The organism is Aerococcus sp. UBA6277 (genome assembly GCF_002440555.1).
GTDB lineage: Bacteria > Bacillota > Bacilli > Lactobacillales > Aerococcaceae > Aerococcus.
Map to the genome: position 1 here is coordinate 1 of NZ_DJUR01000011.1, position 15,378 is coordinate 15,378.

Genomic DNA, 15,378 nt, shown 5'->3' on the forward strand with positions numbered 1-15,378 from the left:
CAACACTATTTGTAAAAGAACCCAATAAAGGGACTTGCGCCGCTCACTTAGCATGAGGGTGCAAGTCCTTTTTGCATGCAAAAATAGTAAATTACTTGTGTTTGTTGACTTGTTGGTGAAAGGCGGTAACGGCGATTTGTGTTTGTTTCTTGGCCAAGGCAACGGACGTGTTAGGCCCTTGGGTTGAAGCAATCCAACTACCTAGGAAGTAGACCTTGTCTAGGATTTGGAAGTTAGGGTTTAATGGCGTCGCGCTTGGGTAAGCCGCTAAAATATTGTCCCTATTGTCAGGCAGGATTAAATTACGGCGGATCAAATTACCCAGTAACGGGTCTGTGTCTTTTGCCTGGCTTAAACGACTATCGAAGCCAGTTGCGTTGATCAGTAAGTCTGCCTTGTGGCGTATCCCGTTAGCGTAGAGGTGGAACTGGCCATTTTCTAAGGGTTGGATATCAGATAACCCAGAAACTAATTTTAATTTGCCTTGGTTGACTAAGTCTAAAATCATGCTAATGGAAGCGGCAGGGGCTTGTGAATAGAGCATGCGGAAGAAGGGACCCAAGTCCTTGTAGAAATAGTCCTGTCCGTCTGCGTCTAGGGCCCCCATCATCCGGTGTAGGACGGGATAGAAGGCCCGGAAAAAACCTTGGAAACGGCGGTAGTCAGGATCGTCTTGACGGATGGCCTTGGTGACAGTAGCGACTGAACCGGTATTGAAGTTGGCCCAAACTCGGCTGTAGTCGATGTCATTGGCTTTTAGGTCGGCTTTGACTTGGTTTATGACGACTTGAATAGGGATAGCACCCTTGTTGGCTGCTCTTTGTGTTTTAATCCATTCCTCGTCGATAGACTGGATATAGTCTTCGTTAGCGTCAGGTTGGATAACTGACTGGAAAGGTTCGTGGCGGAAGTAGACCGTCACTTCATGGTCGGCAAATAAATCGTACTTGTTGCAGTAATTGATCAAGTCGATAGTTGTTAAACCAGAACCCACAATTCCAATTCGCCGCTTGCCTTTAGCCACCTGCAATTTTTCCTGCAATGGGTAAGGGTCTTGAATGTAGTTGGCTTGACCGTCCAATTGATATGGGTCTTGGTAGGGCGGGTGGCCAATGGCAAAAAAGACCGCGTCGTAAACTTGAGACCAGCCATTTTCCGAGCTAAAGACTTGGTAAGCTAAGCCATCTTCAAGCGGTCGCTGGTATAAGGGTGTCCCGTCTACGTCTACGACTTGAAAGTCGGTGACGTTAGCTTGGATATGACGAACATAATTTTTGGCTAAATAGGGTTTAAGATATGCTTCCACATATTCACCGTAAATGGTGCGTGGCGCAAAGACATTGTCGATATCAATTTCCGGATAGTTGGCCTTGGTCCAATTGATAAAGTCCTCGTTGTTGTCGTCGTCAAGGGACAATGACCGCGGGAAGGAGTTGATAACTGTGGCATCGTCGTCCTCTGCATATGGGGCACCTGCACCTAAACGTGGGCGTGTTTCATAGACATCCACTTGGTCGGTAGCGGCATTTAAATCAAATTGTTTACTTAACTGGATTAGGGTGCTAGCACCCGCAATCCCAAAACCTACTATTGCAATTCGCATCTGACATCCTCATTTCTAGAAATTGATTGATTTGTTTATTTATCTATTTTAAATAATTGTCCAATCATTAAGGAAAATTGTAACTGAGTAGAAGGTTCTAGTGGGAGAATTTGCTCAAGCATTTATCAATCACTCGTTATCGATAAAAGTGATAACATCAGGAGGCAATATTTGTATGCAGAAAATCAGAATCGGTCAAATGATATCTGTAAGGTTAGGGCCGTGTTTAAACTGATTTGGTTATAAATGTTGGTTTAATCACATTTTTTAAATTTTAGCTTTGATAATAATGAGCATATTATACAATGATTGTATTTAAAGTTCTTATTTTTTATCTGTTCTTGTCCTACTTCCATATCAATGATGATAGCGGTTAACGATTATGGAAAAATTAAATTGATGTGAAAAGCTTGATTATCAAAGACTTTTGCTAGGATTTTTCATGAATAATCTTTTTGCTCAAAAAGAGATCTAAAAATTATAGGGCTAGGCGGTAAGGTTGATGCTAGCGAGTGGAATTTGTTAGATTGAGTGCAAGCAAATTTAATGCAAGTCCAGATAGCAATAAAAGCAAATTAATAGCAAATATTCAAATAAACCAGTGCGTGGATGAGTAGAGTAATTATGTGGGTAAGGCACAGAAAGTCTGTAGTTGATGAGAGCAGATGCTTACAAGTAATGAAAATGACCTTTAAGCATCTAGCCAGTGAAAGCTGGTTAGACGGGTGGAACCGTTAAATTTTCAGTGTAGATTTACTGGATGAGAAATTGCTCGTGAGGGCAGTTTGAACAAGGGTGGCACCGCGAACGTTGACTCTTCGCCCCTTCTTAATAGACAAGACTGTTTATTAGGAAGGGGTTTTTATTTTTCAATAAAAGGACACAGAGTAATAGTTGGAAAGAATTGGAGGTAAGTGAATGGCTTTAAGTTTAAGTTTATTAGATCAAAATATTATTTACGAAGGTGAAACCGCTCAGTCGACGCTGAAGCAGACGGTTGCATTTGCCCAGAAGGCAGAAGCGTTGGGCTATGACAGCTTTTTAGTAGCGGAACACCATTTTACAAAAGAGATTGCTAGTGTGGCACCAGAAATTTTGGTGGGTTACATCTTAGCCAAGACGGACAAGATTCGCGTAGGATCTGGTGGGGTCATGCTGCAACATTATGTCCCTTATAAAGTGGCGGAGTCATTCAGTGTCCTCCACCAACTAGCGCCAGGACGGGTGATTCTGGGATTAGGAAAAGCGCAAGGTGGTAAGGATGAGGCGGTTGAGGTCCTACAGCGAGACTTTATCAAACCGGTCCAATCTTTCGATGACAAATTTATCGAGGTTACTCGTTTTATCCGTAATAATTTCCCGGCCGACCATCCCTATGCGGCTGAAAACTTTGACTTGCAACCGGCGATTGATTCGGACTTTACCATCGAGTTGCTTGGGGGTAGTCAAGAAAGTGCCAATTTGGCGACCACTCAGGATACCGGCCTAATCTATCCCTACTTTGCCAATGCAGACCTTGAAGCGCTTGACAAAACGAGAGCCGCTTATCGAGGATCAGGGGACTTTAAAATTGCCGTCATTGTTTATATCACGGATGATCCAAACGAAGGTAAAGCCTACCTTGCTGAACAAGCTGCCTATACAGTGGTTTTAAATTCAGTCAAAAGGGTCAACTTCAACAAACAAGCAGCCGCTGAAGAATATGCTGACCTGCACCAAGCTGAAGACGCAAAAATTCTTGAAAAACAAGTAGGCGCCTTTGTTGGTACGGCCAGCCAGGTAAAAGCGCAACTAGACGATTTCTCAAAGAGATTTAATACCGACCACTTTGTGATTCACACGATTGGCATCCCTTACGCTAAGAAATTTGAGATTATTGAAGCCTTAGCAGAGGGAATTAAAGGAGAATAAGGATGTCAGACAAACAACAAGCAACAAATATCGTTTTATGGGCCAAGCAAGGCTGTCATTATTGCCAGGAAATCAAAAATTACTTCAAAGAGGAAAACCTTCCATATGCATTGATTGACGTGACAGAAAACGACCAATTTAGAGATATTTTAAATGCCAAATACGGAGTCTCTTATGTGCCAGTTGTTGAAATTGGCCAAAAGGACAGCAAGCAATACCAAGGCATTATTGATTTAGGGTTGGAGCATGTGGTGAGTGGGCTAAAAGCAGCCGGAATAGGAGTGAATTAATATGACTAAACAAGTACATTTTGGGGCAATTTTACATGGTATTGGTGGCACAACAGATGGTTGGCGTCATCCGCAAGTAGACGAAACAGCCAGCACCAACTTTAAATTTTATAAAAAGCGGGCGCAATTAGCAGAGAAAGGCCTATTTGATTTCGTCTTTATCGCAGATGGCTTATATATTTCTGAGAAGTCAATTCCTCATTTCTTAAATCGTTTTGAACCGATTACCTTACTGTCTAGCTTAGCGGCTGTGACTGACAATATTGGTTTAGTGGGGACTTTCTCAACAACTTATACAGATCCTTTCACTATTTCACGTCAATTGTTATCGCTAGATCACTTGTCTGATGGTCGTGCTGGGTGGAACTTGGTGACGACACCACAAGCAGGGGTGGCTGAAAACTTCAACAACCGGACGCTGCCGCCTCACGGTGAACGCTATAAAATCGCCCAAGAACATTTAGATGTTGTGCGTGGTTTATGGCGGTCTTGGGAACCGGATGCCTTCCCTAGAAACAAGGAAACGGGCCAATACTTTGATCCGGAAAAACTTAACCGTTTAAACTATGAAGGCGAGTATTTCCAAGTGGCAGGTCCCCTAAACATTGGTCGTTCACCCCAAGGGGAACCACTCGTTTTCCAAGCGGGATCATCAGATTCTGGACGGGCCTTTGCGGCAGGAAATGCGGAAGCTATTTTCACCCATGCCAATTCTTTAAAAGAAGTGAAAGCTTTCTACGATGACATTAAAGCGCGAGCTAAAGCAGCTGGCCGTAACCCTGAAGAGGTCAAAGTTTACCCTGGTATCAACCCACTTGTAGGGGATACTTTAGAAGATGCTGAGGCGGCTTATACTGAATTTGCCAGCTTGATTCCAATTGAAAATGCTGTCAAATACCTAGCTCGCTACTTCGATGACTATGACTTCTCAGGTTATGACCTAGATGCACCATTCCCAGATTTAGGTGATATTGGGAAAGATGCCTTCCGGTCGACAACAGACTACATCAAGAAACGCGCTAAAGAAGAGAACCAAACCTTACGTCAAGTAGCCTTGGAACAAGCAGTGACTCGTCCAAACTTTATTGGGACTGCTGAAGACATCGCTGATGAAATCCAACGCTGGGTTGAAGCAGAGACTATTGACGGCTTTATCATCGCTGGTGACATTCCAGGCGCCTTTGAACGGTTCGTCAATGAAGTCGTGCCGATTCTTCAAGATCGTGGGATTTATCGGACAGAGTATCCAGGTACGACCCTACGTGAACAAATTGGGGTGCCTATTGTCCCTTAATGGCAAAAGACGATGATTCTACAGACTGTAAGGATTTGAAAAAATTGCATAATCAAACAGGCGAAACGATGGCTAGCTGATACAGTGCCACGTTTCGTTTTTTTTGCTTCAAGAATAGGGTTTATTCGTCTTTTAAGGGGTTACATGTTAGGGTCTAATACAAACATTGTATTAAAATACAATTAAATCCCTAATCATTTGTCTAGTTTTTTTATCATTTATGATAGTTATTTACGAATGTCAGTCTATGTGTAATTGGTTAGAAATCGCCAAATATCAACTTTTAATATGTGCTTTTTTCTAAGGGTAAAAACAAAAAAGGCAAAACGAGGCGTGTTTTCCCTAGGCAGTAATCTTGTCTAAAGGTGTTCGGGTTTGTTAAATTGACTTCAAGCAAAAGACATTTATTTAATCATAAAATGCGATGAAGAGAAGAGTAATTACTCATGTATTGGACAGAAAGTCTGCGTTGATGAGAGCAGATGGATACAGGTAATGAAAGTGCGCTTGGAGCATCCTGCTAGTGAAAGCTGGTTGGACGGGTGGGGCCGTTAAGCCTGTCAGTATTTACTGACTGAGATATTGTCTGCGAGGATAATATGAAAAAGGGTGGAACCATGATTGTTGACCAGTCATCCCTTCTTGATAGGATGAGTGCCTATTGGGAGGGGTTTTTATTTTACCTAAAACAGGATTTTAAACAGTCAATACAAGCAAAGATAATATGCATACAATAAAGAGGACGAGTGACAAATGACGAACAACAATAAAACCATGATTGAAATTGAACACTTACAAAAGAACTTCTCTGGGACCCAGGTCTTAAAAGATATTTCCTTTGAAGTTGCTGCCGGCGAAGTGGTGGCCATTATCGGACCATCAGGGTCAGGGAAATCAACCTTGCTTAGATGCTTAAACTACCTAGAAGAACCGAATGGTGGGGTTATTCGCATTGGGGATGTGGCCGTGGATACTAAGCAGGCAACGAAAAAATCTGTGGCTGAATTGAGAAAGCAAACTTCGATGGTCTTCCAGCACTACAACTTATTTAAAAATAAAACTGTGCTTGAAAACATCACTTATGCACTTGAAGTGGCGCAAGGATTTTCAAAAGCTGACGCTAAGGAAAAAGGAATGGCTTTACTTGAAAAAGTAGGTTTAGCAGACAAGGCAGACAAATATCCAGTCACTTTATCTGGAGGACAGCAACAACGTGTGGGTATTGCCCGAGCGGTTGCGGTCAATCCAAAAGTTATTTTATTCGACGAACCAACTTCATCGCTTGATCCAGAGTGGGTAGCTGAAGTACTACAGGTTATTTCTGACATTGCCAGAGACGAGCAAGCAACGATGATTATCGTGACGCATGAAATGCATTTCGCTAAAGAAGTGGCGGATAAAGTCGTCTTCATGTCAGACGGTTATATCGTTGAATCAGGCGAACCTGAAGCCGTCTTAGAAAATCCGCAACATGAACGGACTATTCAATTTCTACAACGTAACGCTGTTCGGATAGGAGGCTAATATGACCTTTGATTTTGCTTATATGGTGGAAATATTGCCAGAACTACTTGGCTATTTGCCCATTACCTTGTATCTAACCTTGGCTTCGATGGCGATTGCCGTTATCATTGGGGGACTATTTTCGGTGGTTTTAGTCAATAAAGTGCCCGTACTGACCCAGATTATCCAAGTGATCATGTCCTTTTTCCGAGGGACGCCACCCATTGTCCAGTTATTATTGATTTACTTTGGGTTACCACAGATTCTACCGATTGCAACAGGGATGTCGGCTGAAACGGCGTCAATTCTGACTTTCTCCTTGAATACAGCAGCCTACTTAGCTGAAGTATTTCGGGCAGCCTTGGTTTCTGTAGACGAGGGTCAGGTGGAAGCGGCGATGACGGTGGGCTTGACTTACGGGCAAACATTGCGAGGGATTGTCTTACCACAAGCCGTTCGAAACGCCATCCCGGGGACTGGGAATACCTTTGTTGGCTTACTGAAAAATTCGTCATTGGCCTTCACTATTGGGGTCGTCGAGTTGCTTGCCCAAGGGAAATTATTCGCCTCGAATTCATTGAAGTTCTTTGAAGCCTATTTCGCAGTGGCCTTGATATACTGGGCCCTCACCATTCTATATTCACTATTACAAAACTGGTATGAGAAACGCCTAGCCGTACCATATACCAGATAAGAGGAGGAAAAACGATGAAAAAGTTTAAGTTATTGAGTATTGGATTGACCTCGGCCTTGGTCTTAGCGGCGTGCGGGACATCTGCAGAGGAAGAAGCGACGAGTTCAGAAAGTGGGGCTGCAGATAAAACAGTGACAATTGCAGCATCTCCAGATGGGTATCCGCAACACTATCAAGAAGGGGATGAACTGAAAGGTTTCTCTGTAGAGGTTGCTGAAGCAGTAGCAGAGGAAGCGGGCTACGAGATTGAATGGGCCTTGTCTGACTGGTCTGGTGTTGTTGCAGCACTGCAAGCTGGAAAGGCAGATACCGCTGTTAACTTCGCCAATACGCCCGAACGTCGGGAGTCTTATGTATATACAGATAATTACTTCTATGCCTCTACCGGGATTGCAGTAGCATCTGATGACACGGAAACCAATACTCTCGAGGACTTATACGGAGAAACGGTCAACGGTGTAGTCGGGTCTAACTATGCGGAAGTATTGAAAGAGTACGATACTGACGACCAAATCGGCCTTGAATTCGTAGAAAGTATGGCAGTTGCGGTTGCCAATATTCAATCAGGTAAGGTGAAAGGTTATGTCAATGGCTACGAAGAATTGACTGCGCAAATTAAAAATCGCGACCTTGATTTACGGATGATTGATGAAACTTTTGGTGAAAAACCAGTCGGCTTCCCATTCAAAGACGCGGAAGAAAACCAACAAATAATTGCGGACTTTAATGCAGCCCTTCAAACTTTAAGTGCAGACGGGACTTTGACAGAAATTTCAAATGAATACTTCGGGGTAGACATTACCCAATCTAGAGAAGCGGAATAGCATTATTGATTCATCAAGTTATTTTATAAGACATTTAATAGAAAGAAAGGAATATTTTCATGGTAAAAAAACAATTAAAACTAGGTGTATTATTATTCGGTGCTGGCGCTCACATGAACTCTTGGAAAGCTGAAGATGTTGCGCCTGACGCGTCGATCGACTTTGACCATTATGTCAACTTAACGAAAAAAGCTGAGAAAAACGGGGCGGATTTCGTCTTCATCGCAGATGGTTTATACATCGATGAAAAATCAATTCCTCACTTTGTAAACCGTTTTGAACCAATCGCTTTATTATCAGCTCTAGCGCCAATCACTTCGAAAATTGGTTTAGTTGGGACTTTATCAACTACTTATTCTGAGCCTTTTAATGTGGCCCGCCAATTCGCGTCATTAGATATTATTTCTAAGGGGCGTGCTGGTTGGAATGTGGTAACTTCACCATTACAAGGGTCTGCAGGTAACTACAACAAGGGTAACCACCCAGAGCATGACTTACGTTATGACATGGCCAACGAATACTTAGAAGTAACTAAAGGATTATGGGATTCATTTGATGATGACGCCTTTGTTCGTGATCGTGAAACAGGTGTTTTCTATGACAAGGAGAAAGTCCATGTCTTGAATCATAAAGGCGAATTCTTCAATTCAAAAGGACCATTAAACATCCAACGTACTCCACAAGGTCAACCCGTTATTTTCCAAGCGGGTGCAAGTCCTAAAGGGATTGAATTTGCAGCTAAACACGGTGAAGTGATTTTTAATGCAGCAGGTACCTTAGAAAAAGCACAAGAGTACTACAAAGCAGTGAAAGATGCTGTAAAAGCCAACGGTCGTGACCCAGAAAAAGTAGTTATTTTGCCATCATTATCACCAATCACTGGGGCGACTGAAGAAGAAGTTGCTGCTAACTATGAGAAATTACAACAATTAATCAGCTTGGATGAAGCGCTAGATTACTTAGCACGCTTCTTCGACCACCATGACTTCAAACAATACGATCCGGATGCACCATTCCCAGACTTAGGAGAAGTGGGATCTGACGGCTTCCGCTCAACAAGTGACGCAATCAAAGCGCAAGCCAAGGAAGATAACTTAACTTTACGTGAAGTAGCCCTACAAACGGCTACACCAAAAGGAAACTTCTACGGTACATATGATGAATTAGCGGACAAATTAATCTACTGGATGGAAAATGACGCGGCAGACGGATTCATGTTAAATGAGCAAGTATTTGGGGATGCTTATGATGAATTCTTCGACAATGTATTGTCTAAGATTGCAGAACGTGGCTACTACTCATACGAATACGAAGGGGACACATTGCGTGACCACTTGGGCTTAGACTTCAAAGAAAGTCGCTATGCTAAATAGAAAGTAAATAATAAAGGAAGTAATTGTGGTGATTGACCGCAAGAGCTTCCTTTTTTGTTTAACAGTTGGAGGGCTGAAAAACCATGTGAAAGATTGTTATATCAGTGATGTTCACTTTTGGGGAGACTGGTATATTTTGCGTACAATATTTTGCTTTTAAAAAATAGAGATCAGAATTATCCATCAAGGATGCTGACCTCTATTTTTGAGTAAGTTATGAATAGTTTGTGTCGTACCTTCTTGTTATATCTCTAGCCAATATACGGTGGTTGGTCGCCCAATTGACCCATATTTGGTTTCTTCTTTTAATACTTTGTGATCGACCAAGAATTGGATGTATTTTCTGATGGTGACATGGGAAAGGGTGGTTTTACTGACCAATTCCTCGATGTCAAAAGGCTCGTCGGCTGCTCTAATAACAGTCATCAAATGCTGCAAGGTTTTTCTAGATATCCCTTTTTGCAGGGGTTCGTTGTCTAGGTCAAGTCCTTGAACGCCTTGACCGTATAATGAGTCTAAGCTGGCTTGGTCTAGAAGATCTTGATCATGCAGGACTTGGTGCTTTTGCTTAAAATGGTGCAGGCTTTGGTGCAACCGCTCAGCATTAAATGGTTTGAGTAGATAGTCTACTGCTCCGTAAGCGGAGGCTGTTTCGACGGTGGTCGCTTGGTTGGCTGCCGAAATGACAATGAATTCGACGGGTATCGTCTGGTCCCGAATCCACTTAACTAGGTCGAGACCTGACTCATTTTTCAAATTAATATCTATGAGGACTAGGTCAAAGGGCTGGGTAAGCAAGAGTTCTTTGGCCTGGTCCAAGCTTTGGGCTTTGGCGGTGACTTTGAAGTCGTCAAGGGCTTCAACGAAACGCTGATTGATCATGACAACCATTGGATCGTCTTCGACAAGTAGTGTCTTATAGTTCATGGGCATCTCCTTGTGGGTAATCAATGCGGAAAGTAAAATATAGCTGCTGGTCGTGCATGGATAATTCTGTTGTGACAAGTTCAGTTCGCCAAGGGTAGTCAGACAGCCATGTATATAGGTGGTCGACGTCTCCTTGTAGGCGGTAGTTGGTGATGAGTTGGCAACGGTTGGTATCAAAATCAAGTGATAGCCATAAGCGTGAATTCTGACCTAATTGACGTAGTTCCTTATCAATGACAGCGACTGTTTCCATCCATAATTGGTTGGTAGCCGCTTCATAAGTGTTTGGAATTTCATGGTGGATTTCAAGTCGTAAGTCCTTCAAACTTCGATTTAGAATCCGATGTTCCCCAATTAAATGACCTGCGATGGTTGGGTTTTTTACCAACATAGATAGACGAATGGTTAAATCCTCTTCGTCCTTAATCAATGAAGCCAGGTATTGATCTAGTGCATCATATTCTTCTAAATCAGTTAAACCGTAAATCACATGCAGGCGGTTCAAGAATTCATGGGCTTGCACTTGTAGCAACTGGGCATATTCAGCTGTCGAATGCAGTTGGTCAAGCAGGGCATAAATCTCACTGGTGTCCCTTATGATATAAATTTGGCCCACCAAGTTTTCTTGTACCAGGATGTCTGCTTGCGAAATCAGGTACTCCTTATCTTGATAGTGGAAGACCGCACTGTGGTCGCCGTTCATCTCAGGTAGACTGATCACCTTATCCAATTGCGTCTTATTTTCTTTGTCTGGAATTGGAAAATGGCGTAACGCCTCTTTGTTGGCTAGGGTAATTTCACCGTATTGGTTGGTGACAATAATGGCGTCATGGCTGTAGGCAATCATGGCCGATCTTTCCTCGAAGGCTTTAGCGATTTCCTTTGGTTCCATATTGAAGAGCTCTTTTTTAATAGTATAAGAAACGAAAATCGCGACCGTTACACCGATAGCTATACTAACAATGAGGGCGCTAGTTGTTTGCTGGTCATATTTTTCAGAGAAGACATCAATAGCGTGGTTGGTTTTACCAACGACAACGGCACCAATGACTTGGTCGTCTTGAATAACTGGCGCAAAAGACCGCAAGGAATTACCAAGGGTACCAATCCCTGTTGACACATAAGGTTGACCGGTGAAGACATTTTCCTCGTCTCCGCCCGCAAATGGCTGATTAATCAGGTCCGGGTCTGGATGGCTCAAGCGTATAGAATCGGAATTAATGACCACCACATAGTCTAGGTTATATTGGTCTTCGTAGGCATGAGTAAAGTCAGTGAGTGTTTGCGATGTTTGGTTATTTTCTAGGGCAGTGATGATTTCAGGTTCATCTGCCAGGTCTTCACCCATGTTTAAGAGATAGCTAGACTCTGTTTCAATGATGGCATCTTTATTTAAGTGACGTGTCATTAAATAAAGGCAGCCTACTGTGATCGCTACCGTTGAAATAATCATTAACATGAGTTTGGTGAGGAGTCGTAAATTATGCCATTTAATCAACTTGGCTGTCCTCCCTTATTTTTCTCGTATTTTCATGCACATTTTCAGCACATTTCCTATCAAATTTCAGTATAGCCATTTAATTTATAAAGTTCAAATAAGACTTTAAAAACTTAAATAAAGGCAAAAAGTTGAAGATCAGGCATATACTATAGTCGTTCAGAAATATATGAGGAGGAAATACAATGTCAGATCTTGCACGGGATGAAAGATCAACAGTGTCAGCGTGGCAGGGCGTCAAAGTCGGCCCCATGCCATTGCCTTGGTTTCTCTTATTCGCAGCAATTATTTTAATGGCTGCAGTAACTGAAAGCCTACCTGTTGATATGTTAGGAGGTTTTGGTGTGATCCTAACCCTTGGATGGGCCCTTGGGAAAATTGGGGACACCATTCCTGGCCTAAATAAATTTGGAGGTTCAACCATTCTTTCAATGTTGGTACCCGCCATTTTGGTTTTTTATGGCTTGTTACCAGATAATGCCATTGAATCAGTGACTATGCTGATGAGTGATGCCAACTTCTTGGACTTATACGTCTTTGCCTTGGTAACTGGGTCTATTCTTGGGATGAACCGCCAGGTATTGGTACAAGGATTCGCCCGCATGGTGATTCCAATGTCAGTTGGTTTGGTTTTAGCGATGTTGATTCCAGCAGCAATTGGCCAACTTGTGGGTATCGGCTTCCAGGAAACTTTATTTAATATTGTCACACCAGCTATGGCAGGTGGTATTGGTGGAGGTGTTTTACCACTAGCTCAAGGTTATAGCGAAGTTCAAAATATTGACTATGGTGCTATGGTAGCCATTTTAGCGCCAGCTTCTATCTTATCTAACTTCTTCTCAATAGGTGTTGCAGCCATTGTCGGCCGTTTTGGTGAGAAACATCCAGAACTTTCCGGAAACGGTACTCTAGTTCGTCAATCAGCTACTGAAGAAAAAGAATTAGTGAATAAAGAGAAGAAAACACCGATCAATTTCCAAAGTATTGGTATCGGCTTATTCTTATTAGTCGCAGTATATATTTTCGGTAATTTGATGCAAGGCATTATCGGTTTACCAGCAGCAGTAATTGTTATCTTTGCTTCTACTATCATGAAATACCTCCAAGTATTACCAGCTAGCATCGAAGAGGGTGCTAAGCAATTAAACGGTTTTATTTCAAGTAACTTCACTGCACCATTAATGGTTGGTCTAGGGATTATCTACTTAGACTTAAAAGCAGTCTTAGATGTTTTAACTTGGCAATATGTAGTGGTGGTACTTGCAGTGGTGATTGTTTTAGGTTTAACCGGGTTTATCCTAGGTAAATTCTTGAATATGTATCAAATTGAATCAGCTATTTTATCTCTCAACCAGTCCGCAATGGGCGGTACCGGGAACGTAGCGATTCTAGCGACTACTGACCGTAACAGCTTGATGCCATTTGCTCAAGTAGCAACCCGTATTGGTGGGGCGATTACCATTTCCATCATGATTACCTTATTAAACTTATTCGCATAGACAGTTTTTAGAAAGGACGTATAAATATGACAGACGTAAAACAAGCAGCATTACAATTAAGTGAAGAAAAAGGCGGAAAAATTGAGGTTATCTCAAAAGTGCCAATCACAAACATGGACGAATTAGCCGTTGCTTATACACCAGGTGTTGCAGCTGTAAGTTCAGCAATCGCTGAAAATAAAGAGGATGTTTACCGTTACACTAGTAAACGGAATCTAGTAGCTGTTGTGACTGATGGTTCTGCCGTTTTAGGTTTAGGAAACATCGGACCAGAAGCAGCCATTCCAGTTATGGAAGGTAAATCTGCCTTATTCAAAGCTTTCGCAGATGTTGACGCTGTGCCAATTTCATTAGACACACAAGACGTTGAAGAAATTATTTCGCATGTTAAAGCTATTGCACCATCATTTGGTGGGATCAACTTAGAAGATATTGCGGCACCACGTTGTTTCGAAATTGAACGTCGTTTAAAAGAAGAATTGGATATTCCAGTTTTCCACGATGACCAACACGGTACTGCAATTGTTGTTTTAGCAGGTTTAATAAATGCCTTGAAAGTAGCTAATAAAACAATTGAAGATGTGAAAATTGTCATCAATGGTGGTGGTTCAGCTGGTACTGCTATTGCTAAGAAAATGATCCACGCAGGTGCAACAAATGTAGTTGTATGTGATATTGATGGGGCAATTTCTGAAGATGATCCTGAATTGCAAGATCGTCACAAAGCGTTAGCTTCTATGTCTAACCCTGACCACTTGAAAGGTTCTCTAGAAGAAGTTGTGAAAGATGCGGATGTATTTATCGGTGTTTCTGCGCCTAACGTCTTCAAAAAAGAATGGATCAAAACAATGAACGAAAAAGCGATTATCTTCGCCATGGCTAACCCAACACCAGAAATTATGCCGGATGAAGCTAAAGAAGGTGGCGCATTTATCGTTGCAACTGGACGTAGTGACTTCCCTAACCAAATCAATAATGTTTTAGCATTCCCTGGTATCTTCCGTGGTGCTTTGGATGCACGTGCGAGTGATATTACTGAAGAAATGCAAATTGCAGCAGCAAAAGGTATTGCCAGCATCATCCCAGATGATGAGTTATCAGTTGAAAATATTATTCCAAATGCCTTCAACCCTAACGTATCTAAAATTGTTGCCAAGTCTGTAAATAGTGCAGCAGAGTAAATATAAAAAATAGAAGCCTTCGGCTTCTATTTTTTATATTATTGCCTTAAATCGAGGATGCCAGGCAGGGTGTTCAGACAGGAGACGATGGAAAAGTAGTGACGTACCAAACCAAGTGAGGTGCAAACTATTTTGAAGGGTATGTATGCCAACCTAGACTATGATACCTACTAATATTATTCAATCGTTTACGCAATAAGTCACCACCCATTATTCAATTGGGTTACCTCGATTAAATAGATAAATTCAAAAATCCCTAGATCTATGTAAGATTAGATTATAGTGGACCCCAAAAGTTAGACTAAATTTTATGAGAGTTGACCGATTGGTCAGCTCTTTTTTAGTACATACAATTTGGCTTAACTCCCGTTGTCGACAATACTTCTCATAAATTTCAATCTGTCAAGAGTAGTAGCGGAGCGACTCTTGATAGATTGAAAATTTATGTGAAACTATGAAAAGACAATGGAATTAGTATATTGGTTGCGATACTGGACGGGGCTTAGCCATCCTAGTTTCTCTTTAATTCGTTCTTCATTATAATAGTTAATATAGTTGGTAATTGAGTCAGCCAATTCTTCAAAACTATGATAAGTTTGACCATAATACATTTCTTGTTTGAGTATACTAAAGAAATTTTCCATTGGTGAATTGTCATAACAATTACCTTTTCTAGACATACTTTGGAAGATATCATTATCTTTTAAAGTTTTTGAATATCGTTTCATTTGATAAGCCCAGCCTTGGTCTGAATGAAATGTTCTTCTGAAAATGCAATCAT

13 protein-coding genes and 1 other annotated feature are annotated in these 15,378 nt (G+C 41.8%); of the genes, 9 read left to right on the forward strand and 4 right to left on the reverse strand.

Annotated elements, in window-relative coordinates; translation table 11 throughout:
* Positions 1 to 91: 91 nt before the first annotated feature.
* Positions 92 to 1,603 carry an FAD/NAD(P)-binding protein gene (locus B2V22_RS02095; RefSeq protein WP_290490152.1) on the reverse strand — a complete coding sequence of 504 codons (1,512 nt, stop codon included), beginning with the start codon at positions 1,601 to 1,603 and terminating at the stop codon, positions 92 to 94.
* A gap of 597 nt (positions 1,604 to 2,200) precedes the next feature.
* Positions 2,201 to 2,432 (forward strand) — a binding site (T-box leader).
* A gap of 89 nt (positions 2,433 to 2,521) precedes the next feature.
* Between B2V22_RS02095 and B2V22_RS02100 the strand changes: the two genes are divergently transcribed.
* From B2V22_RS02100 to B2V22_RS02130, 7 genes are all read left to right on the forward strand, one after another.
* A complete protein-coding gene (locus B2V22_RS02100; protein WP_290490153.1) occupies positions 2,522 to 3,514 on the forward strand; it encodes an MsnO8 family LLM class oxidoreductase in 993 nt (330 codons plus the stop codon).
* 2 nt (positions 3,515 to 3,516) lie between these two features.
* Complete coding sequence (locus tag B2V22_RS02105) at positions 3,517 to 3,804, forward strand: glutaredoxin family protein (RefSeq protein ID WP_290490155.1); 288 nt, start codon at positions 3,517 to 3,519, stop codon at positions 3,802 to 3,804.
* Between the two features lies 1 nt (position 3,805).
* The gene (locus B2V22_RS02110) at positions 3,806 to 5,098 is read left to right on the forward strand and encodes an LLM class flavin-dependent oxidoreductase (RefSeq protein ID WP_290490157.1); all 1,293 of its coding nucleotides are present in this window, start codon (positions 3,806 to 3,808) and stop codon (positions 5,096 to 5,098) included.
* Positions 5,099 to 5,851: 753 nt separating this feature from the next.
* Positions 5,852 to 6,622, forward strand: coding sequence for an amino acid ABC transporter ATP-binding protein (locus B2V22_RS02115; protein WP_290490159.1), 771 nt, complete (start codon positions 5,852 to 5,854; stop codon positions 6,620 to 6,622).
* Position 6,623: 1 nt separating this feature from the next.
* Positions 6,624 to 7,295 carry an amino acid ABC transporter permease gene (locus tag B2V22_RS02120; RefSeq protein WP_290490160.1) on the forward strand — a complete coding sequence of 224 codons (672 nt, stop codon included), beginning with the start codon at positions 6,624 to 6,626 and terminating at the stop codon, positions 7,293 to 7,295.
* Between the two features lie 14 nt (positions 7,296 to 7,309).
* Entirely contained in the window at positions 7,310 to 8,119 is an 810-nt protein-coding gene (locus B2V22_RS02125; protein WP_290490162.1) for a transporter substrate-binding domain-containing protein, read from the forward strand.
* Positions 8,120 to 8,178: 59 nt separating this feature from the next.
* Positions 8,179 to 9,492, forward strand: a complete 1,314-nt coding sequence (locus B2V22_RS02130) for an LLM class flavin-dependent oxidoreductase (protein ID WP_290490165.1) — start codon at positions 8,179 to 8,181, stop codon at positions 9,490 to 9,492.
* Positions 9,493 to 9,735: 243 nt separating this feature from the next.
* Here B2V22_RS02130 and B2V22_RS02135 read toward each other — a convergent pair whose 3' ends face one another.
* Together B2V22_RS02135 and B2V22_RS02140 are read right to left on the reverse strand one after the other, a co-directional pair.
* Complete coding sequence (locus B2V22_RS02135; protein WP_290490167.1) at positions 9,736 to 10,419, reverse strand: response regulator; 684 nt, start codon at positions 10,417 to 10,419, stop codon at positions 9,736 to 9,738.
* The gene (locus B2V22_RS02140; RefSeq protein ID WP_290490169.1) at positions 10,409 to 11,917 is read right to left on the reverse strand and encodes a Spo0B domain-containing protein; all 1,509 of its coding nucleotides are present in this window, start codon (positions 11,915 to 11,917) and stop codon (positions 10,409 to 10,411) included. Before B2V22_RS02140 ends, B2V22_RS02135 begins: the two co-directional genes overlap by 11 nt.
* 185 nt (positions 11,918 to 12,102) lie before the next feature.
* Between B2V22_RS02140 and B2V22_RS02145 the strand changes: the two genes are divergently transcribed.
* Both B2V22_RS02145 and B2V22_RS02150 read left to right on the forward strand, forming a co-directional pair.
* Positions 12,103 to 13,416: a 2-hydroxycarboxylate transporter family protein gene (locus B2V22_RS02145; RefSeq protein WP_290490171.1), complete on the forward strand. Its 1,314-nt coding sequence runs from the start codon at positions 12,103 to 12,105 to the stop codon at positions 13,414 to 13,416.
* Between the two features lie 26 nt (positions 13,417 to 13,442).
* Positions 13,443 to 14,597 (forward strand): NAD(P)-dependent malic enzyme, encoded by a 1,155-nt coding sequence (locus tag B2V22_RS02150; RefSeq protein ID WP_290490173.1) that lies wholly within the window; start codon positions 13,443 to 13,445, stop codon positions 14,595 to 14,597.
* Between the two features lie 452 nt (positions 14,598 to 15,049).
* Here the strand turns inward: B2V22_RS02150 and B2V22_RS02155 are convergent.
* Positions 15,050 to 15,378 (reverse strand): IS3 family transposase (locus tag B2V22_RS02155; protein WP_290490175.1); only part of this gene is annotated, 329 nt, incomplete at its 5' end.

Coding starts and splice junctions, on each gene's coding strand:
- B2V22_RS02095 (WP_290490152.1), bottom strand. CDS start 1,603: ATGCGAATTGCAATAGTAGGTTTTGGGATTGCGGGTGCTAGCACCCTA.
- B2V22_RS02100 (WP_290490153.1), top strand. CDS start 2,522: ATGGCTTTAAGTTTAAGTTTATTAGATCAAAATATTATTTACGAAGGT.
- B2V22_RS02105 (WP_290490155.1), top strand. CDS start 3,517: ATGTCAGACAAACAACAAGCAACAAATATCGTTTTATGGGCCAAGCAA.
- B2V22_RS02110 (WP_290490157.1), top strand. CDS start 3,806: ATGACTAAACAAGTACATTTTGGGGCAATTTTACATGGTATTGGTGGC.
- B2V22_RS02115 (WP_290490159.1), top strand. CDS start 5,852: ATGACGAACAACAATAAAACCATGATTGAAATTGAACACTTACAAAAG.
- B2V22_RS02120 (WP_290490160.1), top strand. CDS start 6,624: ATGACCTTTGATTTTGCTTATATGGTGGAAATATTGCCAGAACTACTT.
- B2V22_RS02125 (WP_290490162.1), top strand. CDS start 7,310: ATGAAAAAGTTTAAGTTATTGAGTATTGGATTGACCTCGGCCTTGGTC.
- B2V22_RS02130 (WP_290490165.1), top strand. CDS start 8,179: ATGGTAAAAAAACAATTAAAACTAGGTGTATTATTATTCGGTGCTGGC.
- B2V22_RS02135 (WP_290490167.1), bottom strand. CDS start 10,419: ATGAACTATAAGACACTACTTGTCGAAGACGATCCAATGGTTGTCATG.
- B2V22_RS02145 (WP_290490171.1), top strand. CDS start 12,103: ATGTCAGATCTTGCACGGGATGAAAGATCAACAGTGTCAGCGTGGCAG.
- B2V22_RS02150 (WP_290490173.1), top strand. CDS start 13,443: ATGACAGACGTAAAACAAGCAGCATTACAATTAAGTGAAGAAAAAGGC.